The sequence below is a fragment of the Gordonia asplenii genome (assembly GCF_012933505.1).
GTDB classification, from domain to species: Bacteria; Actinomycetota; Actinomycetes; order Mycobacteriales; family Mycobacteriaceae; genus Gordonia; species Gordonia asplenii.
In genome coordinates, this window is the sequence record NZ_JABBNB010000009.1 from 159,617 (window position 1) to 181,394 (window position 21,778).

22 protein-coding genes and 1 pseudogene are annotated in these 21,778 nt (G+C 65.7%); 11 read left to right on the forward strand and 12 right to left on the reverse strand.

The window, feature by feature from the left end; genetic code table 11:
- Nucleotides 1–88: 88 nt before the first annotated feature.
- From HH308_RS11005 to HH308_RS11015, 3 genes are all read right to left on the reverse strand, one after another.
- A complete protein-coding gene (locus tag HH308_RS11005; protein WP_170194242.1) occupies nt 89–1,576 on the reverse strand; it encodes an aldehyde dehydrogenase family protein in 1,488 nt (495 codons plus the stop codon).
- A gap of 15 nt (nt 1,577–1,591) precedes the next feature.
- On the reverse strand, nt 1,592–2,758 hold the full coding sequence (locus tag HH308_RS11010) for an aromatic ring-hydroxylating oxygenase subunit alpha (RefSeq protein ID WP_170194243.1): 1,167 nt from the start codon (nt 2,756–2,758) through the stop codon (nt 1,592–1,594).
- Nucleotides 2,759–2,955: 197 nt separating this feature from the next.
- The gene (locus tag HH308_RS11015; RefSeq protein ID WP_170194244.1) at nt 2,956–3,411 is read right to left on the reverse strand and encodes a GNAT family N-acetyltransferase; all 456 of its coding nucleotides are present in this window, start codon (nt 3,409–3,411) and stop codon (nt 2,956–2,958) included.
- A 104-nt stretch (nt 3,412–3,515) separates the two neighbouring features.
- Here HH308_RS11015 and HH308_RS29760 point away from each other — a divergent pair, with 104 nt between their 5' ends.
- The 4 genes from HH308_RS29760 (at nt 3,516) to HH308_RS11030 (ending at nt 7,861) form a co-directional block, all read left to right on the forward strand.
- Nucleotides 3,516–4,430 (forward strand): hypothetical protein, encoded by a 915-nt coding sequence (locus HH308_RS29760; protein ID WP_246284515.1) that lies wholly within the window; start codon nt 3,516–3,518, stop codon nt 4,428–4,430.
- Complete coding sequence (locus tag HH308_RS30155; RefSeq protein ID WP_312870533.1) at nt 4,427–4,831, forward strand: GntR family transcriptional regulator; 405 nt, start codon at nt 4,427–4,429, stop codon at nt 4,829–4,831. The genes HH308_RS29760 and HH308_RS30155 overlap by 4 nt, the downstream gene beginning before the upstream one ends.
- Before the next feature lie 113 nt (nt 4,832–4,944).
- Nucleotides 4,945–6,930 carry an SDR family oxidoreductase gene (locus tag HH308_RS11025; protein WP_170194246.1) on the forward strand — a complete coding sequence of 662 codons (1,986 nt, stop codon included), beginning with the start codon at nt 4,945–4,947 and terminating at the stop codon, nt 6,928–6,930.
- A gap of 100 nt (nt 6,931–7,030) precedes the next feature.
- Nucleotides 7,031–7,861, forward strand: coding sequence for an aldo/keto reductase (locus HH308_RS11030; protein WP_170194247.1), 831 nt, complete (start codon nt 7,031–7,033; stop codon nt 7,859–7,861).
- Nucleotides 7,862–7,923: 62 nt separating this feature from the next.
- Here the strand turns inward: HH308_RS11030 and HH308_RS11035 are convergent, their stop codons facing one another.
- On the reverse strand, nt 7,924–8,340 hold the full coding sequence (locus tag HH308_RS11035) for a hypothetical protein (protein WP_170194248.1): 417 nt from the start codon (nt 8,338–8,340) through the stop codon (nt 7,924–7,926).
- Between the two features lie 113 nt (nt 8,341–8,453).
- Between HH308_RS11035 and HH308_RS11040 the strand changes: the two genes are divergently transcribed.
- A complete protein-coding gene (locus HH308_RS11040; protein ID WP_170194249.1) occupies nt 8,454–9,260 on the forward strand; it encodes a helix-turn-helix domain-containing protein in 807 nt (268 codons plus the stop codon).
- Nucleotides 9,261–9,337: 77 nt separating this feature from the next.
- A complete protein-coding gene (locus tag HH308_RS11045; RefSeq protein ID WP_312870534.1) occupies nt 9,338–9,817 on the forward strand; it encodes a GtrA family protein in 480 nt (159 codons plus the stop codon).
- A 208-nt stretch (nt 9,818–10,025) separates the two neighbouring features.
- Here the strand turns inward: HH308_RS11045 and HH308_RS11050 are convergent, their stop codons facing one another.
- Both HH308_RS11050 and HH308_RS11055 read right to left on the reverse strand, forming a co-directional pair.
- Complete coding sequence (locus HH308_RS11050) at nt 10,026–10,904, reverse strand: TIGR03619 family F420-dependent LLM class oxidoreductase (RefSeq protein WP_170194250.1); 879 nt, start codon at nt 10,902–10,904, stop codon at nt 10,026–10,028.
- 98 nt (nt 10,905–11,002) lie between these two features.
- Nucleotides 11,003–11,407, reverse strand: a complete 405-nt coding sequence (locus tag HH308_RS11055; protein ID WP_170194251.1) for a PaaI family thioesterase — start codon at nt 11,405–11,407, stop codon at nt 11,003–11,005.
- Between the two features lie 59 nt (nt 11,408–11,466).
- Between HH308_RS11055 and HH308_RS11060 the strand changes: the two genes are divergently transcribed.
- A complete protein-coding gene (locus HH308_RS11060) occupies nt 11,467–12,054 on the forward strand; it encodes a TetR/AcrR family transcriptional regulator (protein ID WP_170194252.1) in 588 nt (195 codons plus the stop codon).
- 258 nt (nt 12,055–12,312) lie between these two features.
- Here HH308_RS11060 and HH308_RS11065 read toward each other — a convergent pair whose 3' ends face one another.
- A complete protein-coding gene (locus HH308_RS11065; protein WP_170194253.1) occupies nt 12,313–12,885 on the reverse strand; it encodes a TetR/AcrR family transcriptional regulator in 573 nt (190 codons plus the stop codon).
- A 90-nt stretch (nt 12,886–12,975) separates the two neighbouring features.
- On the opposite strand from HH308_RS11065, the gene HH308_RS11070 reads away from it, so the two are divergent.
- The 4 genes from HH308_RS11070 to HH308_RS11085 are packed head-to-tail and all read left to right on the forward strand — an operon-like array spanning nt 12,976 to nt 16,314.
- Nucleotides 12,976–14,043, forward strand: coding sequence for a beta-ketoacyl-ACP synthase 3 (locus tag HH308_RS11070; protein ID WP_170194254.1), 1,068 nt, complete (start codon nt 12,976–12,978; stop codon nt 14,041–14,043).
- On the forward strand, nt 14,043–15,020 hold the full coding sequence (locus tag HH308_RS11075; protein ID WP_170194255.1) for an AvrD family protein: 978 nt from the start codon (nt 14,043–14,045) through the stop codon (nt 15,018–15,020). Before HH308_RS11070 ends, HH308_RS11075 begins: the two co-directional genes overlap by 1 nt.
- Complete coding sequence (locus tag HH308_RS11080; RefSeq protein WP_170194256.1) at nt 15,017–15,553, forward strand: hypothetical protein; 537 nt, start codon at nt 15,017–15,019, stop codon at nt 15,551–15,553. The genes HH308_RS11075 and HH308_RS11080 overlap by 4 nt, the downstream gene beginning before the upstream one ends.
- Nucleotides 15,550–16,314, forward strand: a complete 765-nt coding sequence (locus HH308_RS11085; protein ID WP_170194257.1) for an AAA family ATPase — start codon at nt 15,550–15,552, stop codon at nt 16,312–16,314. Before HH308_RS11080 ends, HH308_RS11085 begins: the two co-directional genes overlap by 4 nt.
- Nucleotides 16,315–17,330: 1,016 nt before the next feature.
- Here HH308_RS11085 and HH308_RS11090 read toward each other — a convergent pair.
- From HH308_RS11090 to HH308_RS11110, 5 genes and pseudogenes are all read right to left on the reverse strand, one after another.
- On the reverse strand, nt 17,331–17,969 hold the full coding sequence (locus tag HH308_RS11090; RefSeq protein ID WP_170194258.1) for a TetR/AcrR family transcriptional regulator: 639 nt from the start codon (nt 17,967–17,969) through the stop codon (nt 17,331–17,333).
- Nucleotides 17,970–18,091: 122 nt separating this feature from the next.
- Entirely contained in the window at nt 18,092–19,036 is a 945-nt protein-coding gene (glfT1, locus tag HH308_RS11095; protein WP_170194259.1) for a galactofuranosyltransferase GlfT1, read from the reverse strand.
- 415 nt (nt 19,037–19,451) lie between these two features.
- A pseudogene (wzt, locus tag HH308_RS11100) lies at nt 19,452–20,276 on the reverse strand (galactan export ABC transporter ATP-binding subunit Wzt/RfbE); the annotation flags it as partial.
- Between the two features lie 7 nt (nt 20,277–20,283).
- The gene (wzm, locus tag HH308_RS11105) at nt 20,284–21,141 is read right to left on the reverse strand and encodes a galactan export ABC transporter permease subunit Wzm/RfbD (RefSeq protein ID WP_170194260.1); all 858 of its coding nucleotides are present in this window, start codon (nt 21,139–21,141) and stop codon (nt 20,284–20,286) included.
- 38 nt (nt 21,142–21,179) lie between these two features.
- The gene (locus HH308_RS11110; RefSeq protein WP_170194289.1) at nt 21,180–21,716 is read right to left on the reverse strand and encodes a bacterial proteasome activator family protein; all 537 of its coding nucleotides are present in this window, start codon (nt 21,714–21,716) and stop codon (nt 21,180–21,182) included.
- Nucleotides 21,717–21,778 lie beyond the last annotated feature (62 nt).

Sequence of the window (21,778 nt, forward strand, 5' to 3'; positions counted from 1 at the left end):
TCCTGAGGACTATTCAAGTGACGCCGGCGCCTGGTGCAACCGCGTCGGGAGGGGCGGGCACTCTCGCGGATCTGTGATCCGCGCGAGCTCACGCCGTGAACCAACCCACCTCCTTCGGAGCTGTATTCGTCCAGATGTGCTTTGTCTCTTGGTATTCCGCGAGTCCGGTGGGGCCGAGCTCGCGGCCGTTGCCGGATTTGCCGAAGCCGCCCCACTCGGCGGCGGCGGTGTATACGCCGAAGTCGTTGACCCACACCGTGCCGTGCCGCAGGGCGCGCGCAACCCGTTCCGCGCGTGCGGTATTCGCGGTGCGCACGCCGGCGGCCAGACCGAAGGAGGTGTCGTTGCCGAGCGCGATCGCCTCGGCTTCGGTGGTGAAGCGTTCGACGGTCAGGATCGGGCCGAAGGTCTCCTCTTGGACAAGGCGCATCTCGCGGTTGCAGTGGTCGAAGATGGTCGGCGGGAAGTAGCTGCCGTCGGCGAACTGTTCATCGGTCGGCCGCTCGCCGCCGGTGACCAGGGTTGCTCCCTCGGAAATGCCAAGGGCGACATAGCTTTCCACTTTGTCGCGATGTGACTGTGAGACGAGCGGGCCGGTCTCGCTGGCCGGGTCGAGGCCGTCACCGAACCGAATGCGTTGTGCCCGTCCCGAAACCGCCGCCACGAAGTCGTCGGCGATCGAGTCTTCGACGATCAGCCGGGTACCCGACGAGCACACCTGTCCCGAGTGCAGGAAGACGCCGGTCACCACGGCGTCGACCGCGGCGTCCCAGTCGGCGTCGGCGAAGACGATGTGCGGGTTCTTGCCGCCGAGCTCGAGTGCGACCCGGCTGACATGTGGCGCAGCCACTTTCGCGATGCGGGTGCCGGTGGGGGCGCCGCCGGTGAAGGAGATCATGTCGACGTCGGGGTTGTCGGTGAGAGCGTCGCCGACGGCCGCGCCGCTGCCCTGGATGAGGTTGACGACGCCGGCCGGGGCCCCGGCCTCCTCGATCAGCCGGACCAGTTTGATGGTCGACAGCGGGGTGACTTCGCTGGGTTTGCAGACCATCGTGCAGCCGGCGACGAGTGCCGGAGCGATCTTCCAGACGATCTGCAGCAGTGGGTAATTCCACGGTGCGATGAGCACGCAGACGCCGATCGGTTCGCGCACCACACGGCTGACGATGGTGGGATCGCCGACGTCGACGAGCCGATCGGCCTCCACCGCACCGAGATTCGCGTAGAACCGGAACACCGACACGACGTCGTCGATGTCGATGTGACTCTCCTTCAACGTCTTTCCGGTGTCGAGGGTCTCGATGCGGGCGATCTCGTCGCGGTCGCGTTCGAGGAAGTCGGCGATCCGATCGCAGATCGCGGCACGCTCGGCGATCGGCGTCGCGCGCCAGGCGGGGTCGTCGAAGGCCTTCTTCGCGGCGGCAACCGCGGCCAGCGCGTCGTCGGCGCCCGCCTCGTCGACCACCGCGACGACACTGCCGTCAGCGGGGTTGATGATGTCGCGGGTGCCGCCGCCGATCGCATTGCGCCACTGCCCGTCGATGAACAGAATCGGTTCGGGTCGGTCATTACTCATCGAGCACTCCTGTTGTCATTCGCCGATCGAGGCGATCAGCCATTCGTGAAACTCGCCGATGTGATGTTCTGACGGAACCAGTACACCGCCTGTTCGATATGCGCGTGAGGACATTGCCGGTTGTGTCCGTTCGCAGGCGTCGAAGTCTTGCTGGTTCACCCGATGGAACAACTCGACCGAGCGGTTCAGGTCGCGGCCGGACTCGACGACGTCGGGCAGATAGAGCCAGTCGCATTCGACCAGGGTGCGGTCGGGGGCGAGCGGGAACATGCGGTGGAAGATCACGTGGTCGGGGACCAGATTGAGGAACACCGACGGCCGCACCGTGATCGCGTAGTAGCGGCGGTCCTGGTCCTCGGTCACACCGGGGATGGCGCTGAGGCCTTCGGAACCGTCGATCGTGAAGCCCTGTACGTTCTCGCCGAAACTGGCGCCGTGCCCGACGAAGTACTGCGCGGCGAGTCCGTCGGCGAATTCGGGCAGCACCTCGGTCAGTTCCGGGTGGATCGTCGCGCAGTGATAGCACTCCATGAAGTTCTCGACGATGAGCTTCCAGTTCGCCTTGACGTCGTAGACGACGCGGCGGCCCAGGGTGAGGTGCTCGATGTCGTAGTGCTCGACGGCCTCGGCGTCGCCCAGACGCAGGGTGACCGAGCTGATCACGGTGTCGGAGAACGAGGGCGGTTCGGCGGCCAGGCAGACCCAGGCGTAACCGAGCCATTCCCGCAGCGCGACCGGGACCAGGCCGTATTCGGTGCGGTCGATGCCCTGCCCGGCGGCGTCGGTCAGCGAACCGAGGTTGGGTGCGGCCATGAGTTTGCCGTCGAAGCGATACGTCCAGGCGTGATACGGGCACTGGATGGTGCGCTTGAGCTGGCCGGACTCCTCGGTGCACAGCGTGGCGCCGCGGTGGCGGCAGATATTGAGGAAGGCGCGCAACTGGTTGTCGCGGCCGCGGACGATGAGGACGCTTTCGCGGCCGATCTGCACCTTCTTGAAAGCGCCGGGAGTGGCGAGATCCGCCGAGCGGACCGCGGCCATCCACGATGTTTCGAAGATCTTCTCCTGCTCGCGGCGGAAGATCGCGTCGTCGTAGTAGTACTCGCCGCCCAGAGTTGGCATCAGCGAGCCGCCGGGGGTGGGCGGAACGAATGCCGTGCGGGCATCGTCGAACGTTGTCATATGAGCACCAATCGAGGCTGGGGTGGTCATGGGGTGGGGGTGGGGGAGACGTCGAACGCGCGGGACTTGGGCACGCCCTGTCTAAGGTGTGAGCTGGATCATAGAAATATAAGACTCCGTTGCGTGTTAAGCAACAGGAGTCTTATTCGCAACACTGTACTGGGGATATGTTGTGTCCGCTAACTGAAATGGAATCGTCAGGCGCGGGGCTGAGCGTCGTAGGTGACCCACTGCGTCTTGACGGCGACATCGTCGTACAGGCGTTGCGCGGTGGCATTGTCGGCCGCGGTGATCCAGCGGACCACGGACAACCCGCGGGAGGCCGCGATCCGCTGTAGTTCGGTGATCAGCGTGCGGCCGATCCCGCGGCCCCGAACCGTCGGATCGGTGAACAGATCGTCGAGCCACAGGCCGACGGAACCCGTTGAGGGGCGGGCGAATTCGCGATAGTCGGCGATGCCGACCACGACGCCGCCGGTCTCCGCGAGCAAGGCATTCGTCTCCTGGTCGGCATCGACGATCCACGACCACACACGCTCGACGACGGCGTCGTCGGGGGTGAGTTTGTAGAACTCGCGATACGCGGTGAAGAGGCGTTTCCAATCGGATTCGTCGGCGGGGCTGACGGGGCGGACGACTACCGGTGCGGTCATGGCGTCGAGCGTAATTCGACGCCGCTTGTTGTAGCGGTCGATTGACACAATTGGTCGCGGTCGGCCATTATGTACCAGTCAACTGATACAACGGAGGGTGGGAAATGAACATCGTCGCGATGGCATGGGTGGTCGTGCTGATCGGATCGGTCCTCGTTCGCGGGTCGTCGAAGCCGGGGCGGGCACCGGACTCAGCGGCCTACACCGAGTACCGCGGCAGGCTACGTCGCAACCTGCTGATCGCCGCCGCGTTCCCTGTGGTCGGCTACGTCGGAATGTTCGTCGGCGGCGCCGCAGAGATAGCCGTCGACGGATTCGCGACCCCGGCGGCTCTCGACCGGGTGCTGACGTGGTTCATCGTTCCGGGCGTATATCTGTTGCCGCTGCTCGCGCTGTGCATCACCGAGTACACCAATCGGTCGGCCCGCACCGGCGTTGCGTCGCTGGTGCCGAGAACGGTCGGGAACTATTCTCCTGCTTGGCTTCTCGCGATTGCGGGAGCGATCACGATAGTCGGTCTGGCAGTGCCGCTGATGACGCTGTCGGATGGCTTCGGCCGGCGGCATACCTTCACCGCGCCGCGGATCGAGGTGTCCGTCGGTGCCGTCGACGGCCTGATTCTGGAAGCCGGCTACCTGCTCATCGCGCTGATGCTGACGGTGCTCACCATCCGGCAGGCCGTTCAGCGCCCCGATCTCGACGCCACGACGTCGAGCGATACGTGGTCGCGCAGCGGGGTCGTCGCACGCGCGCTGGCGTTGCTGATTCTCGCGGCGCTGCTGCCGGTGACGGAGGCGATCTACGCGGTCGACACGCTGGCCGGTGCGTACCGGAGCTACCTCGATGGCGGCGGCGACCCGATGTCGCAGTTCGAATGGCTGCAGCGGCTGAATGTGAAGGCGTACTCCGGCTGGCTGGGAGCACTGTGCGGTCTTGCGGCGCTGCTCGCACTGGGGCTGTTCGCCTTCCCGCCACGCTTGGCCGAGTCCGCCCCGGCGTCGAATGTAGCCACCGCGTGACGAGTCCCGAGCCGCGGATCGCCGTCGACGCACACGATCCGACGCCGGCCTTCGAACAGATTCGACGACAGATCGTCGGGCACGTGGCCGCCGGCCGGCTGCCGATCGGCTCGAAGCTGCCGCCGCTGCGGCAACTCGCCCGCGATCTCGGCGTCGCCGTCGGAACGGCGGCACACGCCTATCGACTGCTCGAACAATCGGGAGTCATCACCACCCGCCGCGGTGCGGGGACCCGAGTCAGCGCGGTGCCCGACGCCGAAGGGCCGTCGAGCGAGCTGGAGCAGCGGGTCCGCGCCCTGGCCGCGGAGTACCTGGCAGCAGTGACACGACTCGGGGCGTCGCCGACGATGGCCCTCGACGCGGTGATCCGCGCCTCTCAGGACGTACCGGCCGGGCCGTGATGTGACGTAACCCGGTGGCGAAGATCTCCGGGTGGTAATTATCACCCTGGTTGACGTGGTCAATCGTGCCGAATCGCTGAGGACACGACGACTGCCGATCTACCGTTTTGGGCATGTCCAACTACCTCGTCACCGGCGGTACCGGCTTCCTCGGCCGCCGCGTGCTGCCTCTGCTGCTGACCACCGCTCCCGACGCCGACATCCACGTTCTCGTGCGCGCCTCCTCGGCCGACCGTCTTCGCCGGCTCGCCGAGAACTGGGAGGGCGGTGACCGTATCCACCCGCTGGTCGGCGACCTCACGGCACCCCGCCTCGGCGTTGCGAACCCGCCGTCGGACGTCACCGACATCATCCACCTCGGCGCCGTGTACGACATGACCGCCACGGCCGAGGAATCCGAACGCGCCAACGTCGCGGGCACCACCGCGGTCATCGAACTCGCCCAGCAACTCGACGCCACGCTGCATCACATCTCGTCGGTTGCCGTGGCCGGTGACCATCACGGCCGCTACACCGAAGACGATTTCGACCTCGGCCAGAATCTGCCCTCCCCGTACCACGCAACCAAGTTCATGGCGGAGAAACTCGTCCGCGACACCGACGGCCTGCGCTGGCGCGTCTACCGCCCGGCCATCGTCGTCGGCGATTCGACGACCGGCGAGATGGACAAGATCGACGGCCCCTACTACTTCTTCAGCGTGCTCGAGATGGCGTCGCACCTGCCGTCGCTGCTGCCGACGGTGATTCCCGACTTCGGCGCCACCAACGTCGTACCGGTCGACTATGTGGCCGCGGCGCTGGTGCAGTTGGTCACCACCGACGGACTCGACGGCCGCGCCTTCCATCTCGTCAACCCCAAACCGCAGTCGACCGAAGAGGTCTTCGGTGCCCTGTTCGCGGCGGCCGGTGCGCCGAAGGTCGTCGGAGCGATTCCGGAACCGATTGTCGCGCAAGCACTTCGGTTCTCCGAGTTGCCGGGTGTGAAGGTCGGTCGCGATCTGGTTCTCGATCAGCTCGGCGTACCGCCGGAGGTGATCGACCACATGAGCTTCGAGTCGGTCTTCTCGTCGGAGAAGACGCAGGAGGCGCTCGGCGCCGACGGCCCGCGCGTGCCGCGATTCGGGACGTACGCGAAGGTCCTGTGGCAGTACTGGTACGACAACCTCGACCCCAATATGGCGCGCCGCTCCAATCCGGCCGGCGCACTGGCCGGGCGTCGGGTCGTCATCACGGGCGGGTCGTCCGGAATCGGTTTGGCCACAGCGCATCTCGCGGCCAAGCGTGGTGCTCGGGTCATCTTGATCGCCCGTAAGCAAGCCGAGCTCGACGCCGCGGTCGCCGAGGTGAATGCGAAGAGCGGCATCGCCTTCGGCTACTCGTGCGACATCACCGACCCCGAATCGGTGTCGGCGACGGTCAAGGCGATCCTCGCCGACCATGACCACGTCGACTACCTGGTGAACAACGCGGGCCGGTCGATCCGGCGCAGCGTCGTCGCGTCGGTGGACCGCATGCACGACTACGAGCGCACGATGAACGTCAACTACTTCGGCGCGGTGCGCCTGATCCTGGAACTGCTGCCGTCGATGCGGGAACGTCGATTCGGCCACATCGTCAACATCTCGTCGATCGGCGTGCAGACCAAGGTGCCGCGCTTCTCCGCGTACGTCGCCAGCAAGGCAGCCCTGGACGCCTTCTCCGATGTGATCTCCTCGGAGCTGGTCGACGACGGGATCGGGTTCACCTCGATCCGGATGCCGCTGGTCCGCACACCGATGATCGCGCCGACGACCATGTACAAGTCGATGCCCGCCTACACGCCGGAGGAAGCCGCCGAAGTCGTGGTGCGCGCACTGGAGCGTCGCCCCACCAAGATCGACACCCCGGTCGGCACGATGGCAGAAGCGCTCGGGGTCGTCGCACCGCACCTGAAGAATCTGTTGCTGCATCAGGCCTACCGGCTGTTCCCGGACTCGTCGGCGGCGCGCGGTGAGGAGTCGTCGGGCGGGTCGTCGAAGGGCGGGCTGAAGCTGCCCGAGGTGTCGTTGCCGTCGGGAGCCAAGCGGATCGTCGGGCTGCTGCCGGGGATTCACTGGTAGGAGGCTGAACCGGACCCTTGTGTTCGCTGGGGCCGATCGTCGGTCCGATGAGTTCACAAGGGTCTTCAAACGCACGAAGACGACCACTAGGGTGAGATCTGTGGAGATCCCAACGGTCGGACTGCGCAATGGTGTTTCCCTGCCGCTCGTGGGGCTGGGCACGTTCGGAATGCTCGGTCCGCCGTGTGTGGGGGCCGTCGAGAGCGCGGTCCGCAACGGGTATCGACTGCTCGACACTGCGTCGAACTACGGCAACGAACGCAGCGTCGGGATGGGTATAGAGGAATCGGGCGTCGATCGCCACCGAGTGATGGTGCAGACGAAGATCGCCGGCGGCGACCAGGGCTACGACGAAGCGATCAACGCCGCCAAGGAGAGCGCTCGACGCCTCGGCGTCGACCACATCGACGTCTACCTCATTCATTGGCCGTGCCCCAGCCTGGGTAAATCGGTGCAGACGTGGGAAGCGCTGGTCACGCTGTCCGCCGAGGGGTTCGTCCGGGTGCCCGGAGTGTCGAACTTCAAGGAGCCTCATCTGCAGGCACTGTTCGACGCCACCGGCGTGTGGCCGGCGATCAACCAGATCCAGTGTTCACCGGCGTTGGCGCGCACCGAGTTACGGGAGTTCATGGCGCAGCGGCAGATCTTCGCGCAGGCCTGGCATCCGACCGGGCGCAAGGAAGGCCTCCTCCACGATCCGTCGGTGCTGGCGATGGCGCGCAAGCACGGCAAGTCGCCGACGCAGATCGCCCTGCGGTGGGCGGTGCAGCAGGGCATCGGTGTGGTGCCGAAATCGTCGCATCGAGGCAGGCAGTCGGAGAATGCCGACATCTTCGACTTCTCCCTCGACGAGGCCGACCTGCGGGCGCTGGCTGAACTCGATCGAGGCGAGGCGGCCGCGCGAGACTCGGATGTGGTGGAGGAGTATTAGACGAGTGATTCCGTGACCGGCGTCATTTGGATCACCGCCGAATCAATCATCTGGCGCGTGTCTTATTCATCGTCGGCCAGGCGCGGAAACCACGCCGCTCCCCGCAGCGGCCCGTAGTCAGCGGCTGCGAAGGCGGCCGCGGCCGCGGACGCCAGCGCCAAGACGAGGGCGGGCTGTCGACTGGCCTGGGCCGGAAAGTCGTAGCACAGCAGCCACGCGAGCGTCACAGTGGTGATGACCCCGAGGCCGTCGGTTGCGCCGATTATCGACACATCCGGCCTGTTCAGGCCGATCCGGCCGCCGGTGATCGCGGTGGTCAACGCACATACCGCCAGCGCCGCACAGAGTGGGAGAGTGAGTCTCCACAACCCCCACGCGGTGCGATCCGCGTCGTGAACTTCGGTCCACGGCATGAACAACGCGATGACCAGCAACGTACCGCTGGTGCCGCAGACCAGCCGTCGGAGCTTAGTGTTCATTTCGTCCTCCTAGCGGTGAGTGTTCCGCCAGTGATCCTCGCGTTTTGGAGGTCATACTGTCGATTACCTTGAGGTAATGGAGCGGCATCCGGGCTGCGGCTACAGTCGGTGCGATGGCGACTATCGGCGCAGCCCCGCAGGTCGGGGCGCTGGTGCGGGAATGGCGGCAACGACGTCGGCTCACGCAGTTGGAGCTGGCGCTCGACGCGGGCGTGTCGGCCAGGCATCTGAGCTTCGTCGAAACCGGCCGGTCCAAGCCGGGGCGGGATATGTTGTTGCGCCTCGGCGAGCGCCTTGAACTGCCTCTGCGAGAACGCAACCGGCTGCTGCTCACCGCTGGGCACGCCCCGGCATTTCCCGAGCACCTGTTCGACGCACCAGAACTCGCGCCGATCCGCACCGCACTTGATCGGATTCTGACAAGTCACGAGCCCTATCCCGCGGTCGTGTTCGACCGGCATTGGAATGTGGTTTCGGCGAATTCGGCAATCCAGCCGCTCGTCGCAACCATCGACCCTGCGGTCTTGGAACCGCCCGTCAGTGTCCTGCGTGTCGGGCTGGCTCTGATGCCGTCGCTGGTCAACGCGTACGACGTCCTGGACTACTTTCGGGAGCGTATCGCGCGTCAGTTTTCCGCTACCGCCGACGCCTACCTCGGGCAATTGCTCGAAGGGTTTGACAGCATCCTGCCTCGCCACGGTGGTGGCGTCACGAGCGAACCTGACTTCGCGCAGAATCTCGGTCCGGTCAGGCTCCGGGCGCCCGACGGCGGCGAGTGGTCGTTCTTCGGCATCTTCGCGACCTTCGACATGCCGTTCGAGGTCACGGTTTCCGAACTCGCCGTCGAACTGCTCTACCCCGCCGATCGCTCCACGGCGGAGGCGTTCGAATCATTTGCCCGGGAGCGCGCGCAAGGCTGAGGCGGCCGGCCGCCCGACGCGCGATCGGAGCGAGTCAGAATACTATCGGAGCGAGTCAGAATACTAGAGTGTCTTGCGTGTCGTCCGATCATGACCCGCAGGGTCCCCACGCCCATCCACATATTCCGACGCCGGTGGAGCTGCCACTCGAAGTCGAGGAGATGCGCGACGACGTCGACCTGACGACGGCGATCATCCGGTTCATCGTCACCGGAGCCGGATCGGCGGTGTTGGACTTCGGTTTGACGATGATCCTGCAGTACGGATTCGACCTGCCGGAGTGGATCGCGAAGGCGTGCGGCTTCGTGCTCGGCACCACTGTCGCCTACCTGATCAACCGTCGCTGGACGTTCAAGGCAGAACCGAGTGCGGCACGTTTCGTCGCGGTGGTGGTGCTGTACCTCGTCACCTTCGCGGTGCAGGTCGGGATCTACTCGTGGCTCTCGCATATCTGGCCGGAGACGGCCGTCTACAGTCTGTTCGCCTTCGTCATCGCGCAGGGCACGGCCACGGTGATCAACTTCGTCGTGCAGCGCGCAGTGATCTTCAAGTTGTAGGTTCATGAGTGCGTGGTTTCGACACGGGTCTTCGCTAGCGCTCCGACCCGGCTCAACCAGCGGGGAGGGTCTTCGCTAGCTGTAGCGCTCCGACCCGGCTCGACCTGCGGGGAGGGTCTTCGCTAGCGCTCCGACCCGGCTCAACCGGCGGGGGTACGCGTGCGGTCCTCTCTGTTGGTTGAGCGAGGCGCAGCCGAGTCGAAACCTCCTAGCCGTTCACCTTCGCTATGACGTTGTCGGCGTACCAGTTGAGGTGGTCGATCTTCTTCTGCAGTGGCTCGGTGTCTGCACCCATGATGTACGGCACCCGGAAGCCGACGATGACGTCGGTAATCCCCTTGTCCGCCAGGCGTTTACACCCGTCGACCGTGTAGGCGTCGAGGGAGATGACGTGGATCTCGAACGGGTCGTCGAGCTTGCCTTCGGCCTTGCGGATGTCGTTGAGGCGACCGAGCAGCATGTCGAGTTCCTCGCCGTCGCCGCCGCCGTGCATCCAGCCGTCGCCGCGGATGACGGCTCGACGCAGTGCGGCGTCGGCGTGGCCGCCGACGAGCAGCGGGATGGGTTCGGTGGGGGCGGGGGACATCTTGATCTTGGGGATGTCGTAGAACTCGCCGTGGAATTCGAAGTACTCGCCGGTGGACAGGCCCCGGATGATGTCCATGCATTCGTCCATGCGCTTGCCGCGCCGTTTGAAGTCGACGCCCATGAACTCGTAGTCCTCGGGCCAGGGGCTGGTGCCGACGCCCATGGCGAAGCGGTTGTTCGTCAGCGTCGCGATCGACATCGCCTGTTTGGCGACCAGGGCGGGCGGCCGCACCGGCAGTTTCACCACGAACGGCGTGAAGCGGATGGTCTCGGTCACCGCACCCAGGGCCGCCGCGGAGATGAAGGTCTCGATGAAGTCCTTCCCGTCCAGGAATTCTCGATTGCCGTCGGGCGTGTACGGATAGGTCGCGTCCGACTTCTCCGGGTAGGCGAGCGAGTCGGGGATGGTGAAGCCCGCGAATCCGGCCTTCTCGGCCGCCTGCGCCAGGGGCGCGTAGAACGATGTGTCGGTCATGGCTTCGGCGAAGGTGAAACGCATCGGGGGAGTCCTGTCTGACGGTATGGCTGCTCTCCCTATTAGAACACGTTCTACTTCGGTGGCCGACTGCTTTCCCGGTCGGTGGGAGGTTCTGCGCGCTATCCGATGGCCGCGGCGGTGAAGAGTCCGGTCAGGCACAGCGGACCGGACTCGTCGTCGGCATAGACGTCGGCCGCGGCGACCATGCGTCGACCGGGCTTGCTGATCAGGCGGCCGACGGCGACGAGCCGTTCGCCCCGCGCCGGTGCGAGGTTGTGGGTCTCGCAACCGATCGTCGCCACGAACTGGCCGGGCCGGGCCACCATCGACGCGCACGCAACAGCTGCGAAATCGGCGAGAGTCGCGACGATGGCGCCCTGCACCGTCGTGCCGTCGAAGGTGAGGTGCGGGGCGATCGGCATGGTGATGGTCGTGCGATCGACTGCCGCATCGTGCAGTCGAAGGCCGAGGGTGTCGGCGATGGGTGCGTTGGTGAGGAAATTCTGGAGGTCGTCGATGGTCATACGGGAAACATATCAATGATACAAAACTGTCGCCAGTGGTCATGGCATAGTCTTTGGCGATGCCCCGTCCTCGCACGCGTGACGCCGACCTGGCCCGACGATTCGTCGACGCGGCGGTGACGATCGTGTGCGACGACGGCGTCGGGGCCTTGACCACGAGACGCGCGTCCGAGGTGGCGGGAAGTAACGTTGCAGCCCTGAATCAGCTGTTCGGCGGTCGTGAGGGACTGGTCGACGCCGTGATGGCCGACGGCTTCGCGCTCCTTGTCACGGATGCGCGAGAACGGACGGTCGGGCTCGACGCCGAGGGGCGGCTGCGTGAATTCGCCCGTGTCTACCGCGAATTCGCGCGGCGACACCCCGCGCTGATCGATGTCATGTTCGCGCGCCCGCTGAGTGCGGGACGTTCGGTGGATCTCGCCGGGGCGCTCGAAGTCCGCGCGATGTTGACCGGCGCGGTACGGGAGATGTTGGCGGGTGTCGACAGCGACCACGTCGATGCCGCGGCCCTTGGTTTCGGCGTCTTGATCGAAGGACTCGCGATGAATGAACGACACGGAATCCTGGGCGGGCCCCAAGCCGCGCAACGTGTGTGGGATGTGGCGGTCGACGGTGCATTGGCCGGTCTTCGGGCGGGTCCGCGCTAACGGGCGCGGTGGTCGGTCGTGTTGTCAGGCGTGTCCGGCGGTGTGTGTCGGCTCCGTCGTACGGTCGGCAGTGGAACGTTCATGCCACCCCTCGGCACAGTGTTGTGACCGGCATGAACGCTCCACTGTCGAACCTTCCGCATCTGAGATCGGAAACGCTGTCGCTAGTGACATTTCCTAATCTGTTGATTGTACGAGCGTATGTTACATGTCTGGGCTTCGCGCACAATACAGCGGCCGCGGCGGTTCGGGCCGCGGTCATCGAGACAGTCCGTCCACGAGCCACGCGATGACGTCCGCGTCCGCTCCGACCTCGGGGGCGCTGCGCAAGGCGTCGTGGATGAGGTCGGCCACCAGGTCCATCGCGACTTCGACGAACTGAGAGTCGCGGCATCCGGGCCGGTCGCCGCTTAGCGCCCGGCGCAGGAGTGTGGCGCAGAAGTCGCGCTCGATGTAGCGACGTCGCGTTGCTCCCAGTGCTTGATCTGCGACCGCGGAGAGCGCACGCAGGGGTGCGCTGTTCGTTGCCGCGGCACCGAGGATCGCCTCGACGCCCGCGGCGAGTGTGGCGGGCGCGTGCGCTTCATCCAGCGCCCGGCCGGCCTGCGCCCACGCACATGCGTAGACCTCGCCGAAGAGTTCCTGCTTGTCTGAAAAGTAGTGGTACACAGTCCCTTTGCTGACCGCCGAGGCGTCGGCGATGTCGTCGATCGCGGTACCCGCGAACCCTCGCTTCGCGAACAGGTCCGCCGCGACGCGCACGATTCGCGACCGCGTAGCTGCCCCCTGCCCAGGCCGCCCCACTACCGCGTAGTCCTCTCGTGGGCTCATCGCACCTGCCTTCACGCCCCAGTCGTTGGCCCAACCGTACTCGGCGAAAGTGCTTGCGCCTATTCATTGTATGCGCGTATGTTACCGACCATGAGTCAGCAGAGCCGCGGGGCACTAGACGATCCGGGGGCTCCGGCGCGACTTCAGGGCGCAGCTCTCAAGGCCGTGGGGGTGTATCGGCCCGCCACCGTGATCCCGAACTCTGCGTTCGGGAATCTGATCGACGGTGATCCCGATGCATGGCTGCGCCGTCGGACCGGCATCGTCGAACGCCGTTACGCGGGCGACGACGAGACCGTGGTGACGATGGCGGTCGCAGCGTCGCGGGACGCGCTGGATGCGGCGAATATCGTTGCTGCGCAACTAGATTGCGTGATCGTTGCCACTTCGACGCATATGCAGGCGACGCCGTCGGCAGCGGTGGGTGTGGCTCATCGACTGGGGACGGCGCATGCCGCCGCGTTCGATGTCTCTGCCGGATGCGCAGGATTCAGCTACGCGTTGAGTTCAGCCTCGGATCAGATCGCCGCGGGAACGAGCCGCCACGTTCTTGTCGTAGGCAGCGAGAAACTCAGCGCCAACATCGATCGGCGAGATCGGGCTACGGCGCCGCTGTTCGGGGACGGGGCGGGCGCGGTGATCGTCGGCGTGTCACCGACGCACGAGATCGGGCCGGTGGTGTGGGGATCGGACGGAAGCAAATACGACGTCATCACCCAGAGTCCCACCTGGGGTGACCTGGCGGCCGATCCCACCGTTGCCACCCCGGCCGTCGCCATGGACGGCCCGGCGGTATTCCGGTGGGCGACGTCGATGCTCCCGAAGATCACCGCCGAGCTCCTCGGGCAACAGCGCGGACGCGACATCCGCGCCTTCATCCCCCATCAGGCCAACGCGCGCATCATCGACCACACGGTACGGGCCCTGCCGCTCGAATCAGTCGCTGTCGCAACCGATCTCGTCACCAGCGGCAATACGTCTGCAGCGTCGATACCGCTGGCCATGCATGCCCTGCTCACCTCGGGCGATGCGAAGCCGGGCGACCTCGCGGCCCTCGTCGGATTCGGCGCGGGCATGTGCTGGGCCGGTCAGCTCGTCAACCTGCCGGTACCGGCGGCATCACGCCCACAACACCTGACCAACCAGGAAGCAGGATAATGACTCTCACTCACTCGGCCGCACGGACGTTCTCCGGAATCCTCGGAAACGCAGCCGGCCGCTATTTCGGCGGCGGATACCGCGACGTCGTACGCCACCTGACTCCCGTGATCCCCACCGACGACCCCGTAACATTCACCGCCACAAGCCAATTGATCTATCCACAGACGTGGTCGGTGAAATCCGGCGGCACCCTGGTTCCGCACCTCAGCAGCATCGACACGTTGGTGCTCGCTGCCGCGGCAACGTGCGACGCCGCCCAAGCCGCCTACGAACTCACCGACGCCGATCTCGCCGCCAGTTGGCTGACCGATGTCGCCATCACGGCCGGCTCCCGTCCCGACGAAGACCTGACGTCGATTCCCGTCACCATCGGCCTGCACTCACTCTCCGGCACCGGACACTCCCGGATATCCGCTGAGTTCAGCGTCGGGTCGCTTCGCGGTCGCCTCGTCATCGCGCTGCCCGCGCCGGCGGTGCCGCGGTTCACGAGTCGCCCTCGGCCGCAACACAATCCGATCGACTTCTATCAGGGCACGTTCGGCACTCACGCCGTCGACGCCGACGACGTGCGGGTAGCCGCTGACTGCACGTCGGTCCGGGCTCGCGCCGTCGTGTACGCCGGTGCGACCAGCTACGGGACATCGTTCCTGGAAAGCGCGTACGCGCCGACCGTGTCGTTCGTCGACGCCTTGGTCGGTGCCGCGCAACTCGCGCAGATCCTTCTCTACGACCTCGACGACGTCGACCGAGCAGCATCCAACACCTTGTGGATGCGCAAACTTCGGCTCACCGCCCACACTCCGGTCCGGCCGATCGACCGCGCGTTCACCGCGCGAATGGATGTACGCCGCGCCTCAACCCTGACGATGGGCGGCCGCCACTGGCGCAGCGCCGACTTGACACTCGTCGACTTCGGCGGCATCAGTGGAGGCTGTCTCCTCGCCCACGCACTGCCTCAGGCGGGCACCTCGTGACGCCCGCGACGGGGCAGCGAATCGTGATATCGGCGGACGCCGCGACGACGGAATCGCTCATCGCGGCGCTGGGATCGTCCCACCGCGATGTCATCCGGATGCCGCGGCACCCGCACGCATTCCGACCTGGTCCGTGGCCGGCGATCGAAGAGTCACTGCGCCGTTTCGAGTACCGAGTCAGCCAGGAATCACGGCGGACGTCGTTCCTGTCGTGCGGTTCGGTACTCGACGACTGGGCCGAACTACACACATCGCTGCACCGGCACAGCCCTCGCAGCCATCGCGACGCGGCGTTCGCGCGCCGCTACGCTGCCATGTTCGCGACCACCGCTGCCCGCCACGCACGCTGCACCTATACCCTCTGCATCCACATACCTACCCCCGAACAACGCCCCGACGACGACCTGACGCTGCTCGCCGCGATCAAAGACGCCGGACTCCCACTGATCGCGACCGCCGATGCGACCAGCGCGCTGGCGATTCTCGCCGGTGACCAGACCACGGGTCTGGGCCGCGTCGGGGCGATCGCATGACTGCGTTGCGTCTGGCCGTCTCCGGAACCTACTCAACCGGAAAGTCCACCCTCACCGAAGCGCTCTCACTCGCCACCGGCATCCCCCGAACACACGCCATGACCTCACGCGAGATACTCGCCGACCTGATCCCCGGGAAGACGGTCATGGAACTCAACTCCGTCGAGCTTCTCGCGCTGGGGCTGCGGCGCTTCGAGGAGCGCGTCCAGAACGAATCAGGGCTGGACGGCTTCATCTCCGACGGATCGATCATTCACGAATGGGTCTACGGCCAGGCGCGCGCGGAAACCGGCATCAACCCGGGCGCTCCGGCGATTCTGCGGACCGTCAAACGCGTCGCGGGCTGGCGACATAACCACGCATACCGCACCTACCTCGACATCTACGGACAGATCAGCCGTGAACGCGCCGCGACGCTCTACGACGCCTTCGTGCATCTGCCTGTCGAGTTTCCGCTGCACGACGACGGGCACCGCCCGGTCTCCGAGCCGTTCCGGCACTTGTCGGACACCATGCTCTATGACACCGTCACCAGCCTCGGTCTTCCGGTGTTGACCGTGCGCGGCACCACCGAAGAACGCCTGTCGACCGTCCTCGACCACTACCAGCTCCCCACCGTCCTCGACGTCGGCGACGCCATCGCACAGGCGTCTGACCGCGTCACCCGGGCTCAGCGTCGACTGCAGGACAACGCACGCGTTCTCGCAGCACAGCGCAACACCTCACTGGCGCGCAGAATCCGATACGCCGCGCGCTACTGACACCGGCTGGGCCGCATCGACACCGGCTAGCGGCAACGCTGCTCACTGAAGGTCGCTGATGGGGTGATTGCTACCGCTGGTTGGTCGAGTGCCGTCGTGCGAGGCGCCGTACTGAGCGAGGAACGAGTCGAAGTGAATGAGCCCGTCGGGTTTGTCTGGTTGATCGAATGGCCGTCGCGCGAGGTGCCGTACCGAGCGAGGAACGAGTCGCAGTGAATGAGCCCGGCGGGTTATCGAGATCGGGTGAGACACCGTGCTCGACGCACCCACAACGGGCGATCGTGTTTGCGATCGTGTGAGTTCTGCTCTGCCGCTGCGCTTTTGGGTGCTGATTAGAGTTCGCGTTGCTGGGGGTCTCGATATGCCGGCGGGCTCGCTTAGTAGCCGACATGCGAGCGCCGGCACCGCTGATTCACCGCCCGAATCAATCAGCTGGTGGCGTGTCGCGCCTAATAGAATTGATATCTTGCGCTCCCCGCTTCGCCACATCCTGCTGGTTGAGCGAGGCGAAGCCGAGTCGAAACCACAGTGACGCTGGGGTTTCATCCTTGCCCGGCCGGTGGGGTTTCGACTCGCTCCGCTCGCTCAACCTGGTTTCACCGGTCGGGGCACTGCATCCGCTGGTTGAGCCGCGAGGCGCGCAAGCGCGCCGTACTGAGCGAGGCGCTAGCCGAGTCGAAGTGACGAGCGTGTCGAAACCCCTGTACCACAATGCATTTGATGGTGGCGCACGTGTCGAACTGTGATGGTGTCGAACATCGAGGGATGTGCACCCGTAGGGTGCACATGCGTCACTTGCCGGGTGACGTCGCCGATATTGGCGCGCATCGTCGAAAGTCGTTGTGGCTGAGAGGTTTCGACACGGACTCGGCTAGCGCTGCTTCGACTCGGCTAGCGCCTCGCTCAGCACGGCGCTCGGTCCGGCTCAACCAGCAGAGGGACGCTTCGGCCGGTGGAACCAGGCTCAACCGGCAGAGGAACGCAACGGTCGTACAACTCTTACGTCCGGCACTCTACTAGGGCGCCCCGCCCGACGAATCGCCCTCGGCGGGCACCAACAAGCCGGTCACCATCGCTACCAGCACGCGCTCGATCGTCGACCGGTACCCACGTTTCGTCGGGGACTCGGCAAACGCGACCGCGCCGTCGAAGACCAACTCCAAGACCATCCGTGCCGCGACGTCGACATCGACGCCCACCCGAAGCTCATCCTCCTGCGCCGCCGTCTCGAAGATCTGGCGGACGAACGGCAGCGACTTATTCTGCTGAATCTGGCGCCGGCGATCCTCTCCGATCGCGAAGCCCGCCTGCCGGGACAGCTCCCGAAGCTGTGGATCCTTCGCGTACGCCGACAGCATCGACGAGATCGCGGTCACGATCACCTCCCGAGTCGACATCGATGGCCGCATCGACTGCTCGATCACGCCCAGCGCCGAGGTGCAGTGCGTCTCGAAGACCTCCGCGAACAGACCGGGCTTGTCCGTAAAGTGGTGGTACACAGCACCTTTGCTCACCCTCGCGAGGCGGCCCACCTCGTCGAGCCCCGTCGCGGCGTACCCCTGCTCGACGAACAGACGCGTCGCCGCGTCCAGGATCGCGGCTCGCGTCAACAGCGCGTACTCGGCGCGCCGTGACGTCACACCCTCTTCAGCCATGTACGAAACACTACAGAACGAGGTTTCGGGTCCGAACCAACGAAGTTCGGGTCGCCCGGCGGCGGTCGGTCGGTGCGCAGAAATCTGACGAGGATTGGCCGACCAGCGGCGCACCCCACTCGTCACTGCGGTCGTGAAAACCGTTCTGCCCGGCCCAGTTTCCGCAGCCGCATCCATTCGCGGAAGCCCGCGACGTCGCGTTGTTGGACCAAGAAGTACCAGCCGAAGCGGGCGTACTCCTGGGGGATCAGCTTGCGCATGCCCGGCTGGCTCATCAGGTAGCCGCGGTTGCGGTAGGTGAAGAACCGCTTGTTCGCGTTGTCGGGGTACTGGGTGTGCATACGGCCGCCGAGGATCGGGCGGAATTCGTCGCTGCCGTCGGGATGCAGATAAGCGGTGGTCAGGCAGGTGCCGAAGCGCAAGCCCGAGCGGGTGAGGCGGCGGTGCATCTCCACCTCGTCGCCGCGGAAGAACAATCGCAGGTCGGGCACGCCGATCTGCTCCAGCGTCGACGCCGAGAACAGCGCCCCGTTCATCAGCGAGGCGATGCCTTCGAGGAAGTCGTCTGACGGGTCGTCGGCGGTCGCATTCGGTCCGCTTTCGGTGCTCGCGAACAACTCCGACCGTTTGCGGCGCCACACCAGGCCGCGTCGAAGAGGGAAGGCGAGCGTGTCGGGGTCGTCGATGTTGCACACCACCGGCGACACTTCAGCCAGTCGATGTCGCCGCGCGCAGTCGAGCAGCGTCGAAAGTACTTGTGGCCCTTCGGGTCTGCCGTCGTCGTCGGCGCACCACACCCAGTCGGCGCCCAGCGCCAGCGCGTGCAGCATGCCGAGCGCGAAGCCGCCCGCACCACCGAGGTTGTGCTGCGACCCCAGGTAGGTGGTCTCGACGTCGGTGGCCGCGACCAGTTCGGCGACCCGAGCCTCGGCGGCATTGTCGACGACGACGAGATGATCGACCGGACGATCCTGTGCGGCAATGACTTTCAGCGATTCGGCGAGCAACTCGGCGCGACGATGCGTCACCACCACCGCGATGACGCGCTCGGTGCTACTCACCGGCATCGACCTTGTTCGCGGAACTCGTCGAGTCTTCCCCGGAGCGGGCGGCAGCAGAGCGCGCCGAGTCGGAGCCTTCTTCGGCCGCGTCGGATTCCGAGGCAGTCTCGCCGGTCGAGTCCGCATCGGTCGTCGCGTCTTCGGTCGTGTCTTTGAGCGTCGCGCCCTCTGGCGTCGCGCCCTCTGGCGTCGCGTCTTCGGGCGTTGCATCCCTCGGCGCCGCGTCTTCGGGCGTCGCAACTTTGGGCGTCGCATCGGACGACTCGGTATCGGACGACTCGACGTCGGACACCTCCGCATCGGACGACTCGGCCTCGGACACCTCCGCGTCGGACGACTCGGCCTCGGACACCTCCGCGTCGGACGATTCCGGAGCGTCCGACACCGACCCGACGAAACTCGGCCGTGCCTTGTCGTCGGCTTCGAGGTCGGCGAGGACCTTGCGTACGCGCGCCGCGGCGTCGGGTCCCTCGTAGGCGTTGACGACCTCTTCGATGCCGCCCTCCATGCGGATCTGCCCGTGGTCGATCCACAGGGCGCGATCGCACAGTTGGGCGAGGAATTCGTTGGAGTGGCTTGCGAAGACGAGGATGCCGGAGCGTTCGACCAAGGCCTGCAGGCGAACTCGGGCCTTGCGCATGAAGTCGGCGTCGACGGCGCCGATCCCCTCGTCGAGGATGAGGATCTCCGGGTCGATGCTGGTGACCACGCCGAGCGCGACACGTACGCGCATGCCCGTCGAATAGGTCCGCAACGGCATTTCGAGGTAGTCGCCCAGCTCGGTGAACTCGGCGATCTCGTCGGTCTTGCGCATCATCTCCTTGCGGCTCATGCCCAGGAACATGCCGCGGATGATGATGTTCTCGTAACCGGAGATCTCCGGGTCCATGCCGACGCCGAGGTCGAAGACGGGAGCCACCCGGCCCTGCACGCGGCAGGCGCCGCGAGTGGGCTCGTAGATCCCCGACAGCAGGCGCAGCAGCGTCGACTTGCCTGCGCCGTTGTGCCCGACGAGCCCGACGCGGTCGCCGTGTTCGAGGTGCAGGTTGATGTTGCGAAGTGCTTCGACCACAACGACATTCGAGTCGGTGGATCCGATCACGCCGCCGGCCTTGCCGAGTACGGCCTTTTTGAAGGAGCGGGTCTTGGCGTCGAAGATGGGGAAGTCGACGCAGGCGTCCCAGGTGTCGACGCGAACCTTGTCCGGATCGACGAGCGCCGCAGATTTGAGTATCGAGTTCTTCACGGTTGTCCTAAACCCAGTAGGCCACGCGGGCGCGGTAGTTACGCATCACGAACATCGCCATCGCCCAGCCGACGGCGGTGCAGCCCAACACGATTCCCCAGTGGTAGAACTCGACGTGCTGTCCCAGCAGCGGGCCGCGAGTGATCTCCAGGTAGTGATACATCGGGTTCAGTTCGACGAGGCGCATCCGGCTCGACATCTTGTTGGCGGCGTCCATATGAATGGTCCAGATGATGGGCGTCATGAAGAACACCAACTGCACGGCGGTCGCGAGCAACTGTTTGATGTCGCGGAAGCGGGTGGAGATGATGCCGAACACGATGGTGACCCACACCGAGTTGAGCACGAACAACGCCATCGCCGGAATGATCAGCAGCGCGGTCCACCCGGTCGGCGGCCGGAAGATGACCCACACCACGGCGAAGATGACGATGTTGTGCGCGAAGATGATCAGCTGTCGCCACACGATCCGGTAGACGTGCACGCTGACCGGCGCGGGCAACTGTTTGATCAGGCCCTCATTGGTGGTGAACACCTCGGAACCGTCGGTGATCGAGTTCTGAATGAAGTTCCAGAACACCAGGCCCAGCGTCACGTACGGAAGGAACGTCTTGACGTCGATGCCGAACAGCTGCCCGTACAGCAAACCCATCGCGAATGCCGTGATCGCGGTGGCGACGGTGATCCACAGCGGCCCGAGCACCGAGCGCCGGTAGCGCTGCCGGATGTCCTGCCAGCCCAGGTGCAACCACAGTTCACGGGTGCGCAGACCTTCGGAGAGGTCGGCGACCGCGCGCCGCAGGGTTCGCGAATCAGACGTCTCCGGGGCAGGGGGGATTACTCGATCGTTGACTGCCGTTGACACGGGAGGTCACTCTACCCGCCGGTAGAAGGTGCACGTCGTCACAGATATTGCCCGGGGCCGTGACCGCCCGCGGCGCCACCGGGCCCGACGCCGGGCGGTAGCGCGCCCTGACGCATCTGTTCGAGCTGTGCACGCGCGGCCATCTGCTGGGCGAACAGGGCCGTCTGAATCCCGTGGAACAGGCCTTCGAGCCAGCCGACCAGCTGGGCCTGAGCGATGCGCAGCTCGGCGTCGGACGGAGTGGCGTCGTCGGTGAACGGCAGTGCCAGCCGCTCGAGCTCCTCACGCAGTTCGGGGGCCAGGCCGTCCTCGAGTTCGCGGATCGACGACTGATGGATGTCGCGCAGCCGGTTGCGGCTGGCGTCGTCGAGCGGTGCGGCGCGCACCTCCTCGAGAAGCTGCTTGATCATCGTCCCGATGCGCATGACCTTGGCCGGCTGCTCGACCATGTCCGCGACGCTCGGTTTGTCGGCGTCGTCGGAGGTGTCGGTCACGACGATGACATTGTCGGGCAGGTCGTTGGTGCCGCCGCCACTGAGCTGACCTGGACCGCCGGATCCGAAAGGTTGGTTCATCATGGGTCCAGTCTGGCATTGAACGACGGACCCGGGTCGGGGACGTCGAATGCGGCCGACAG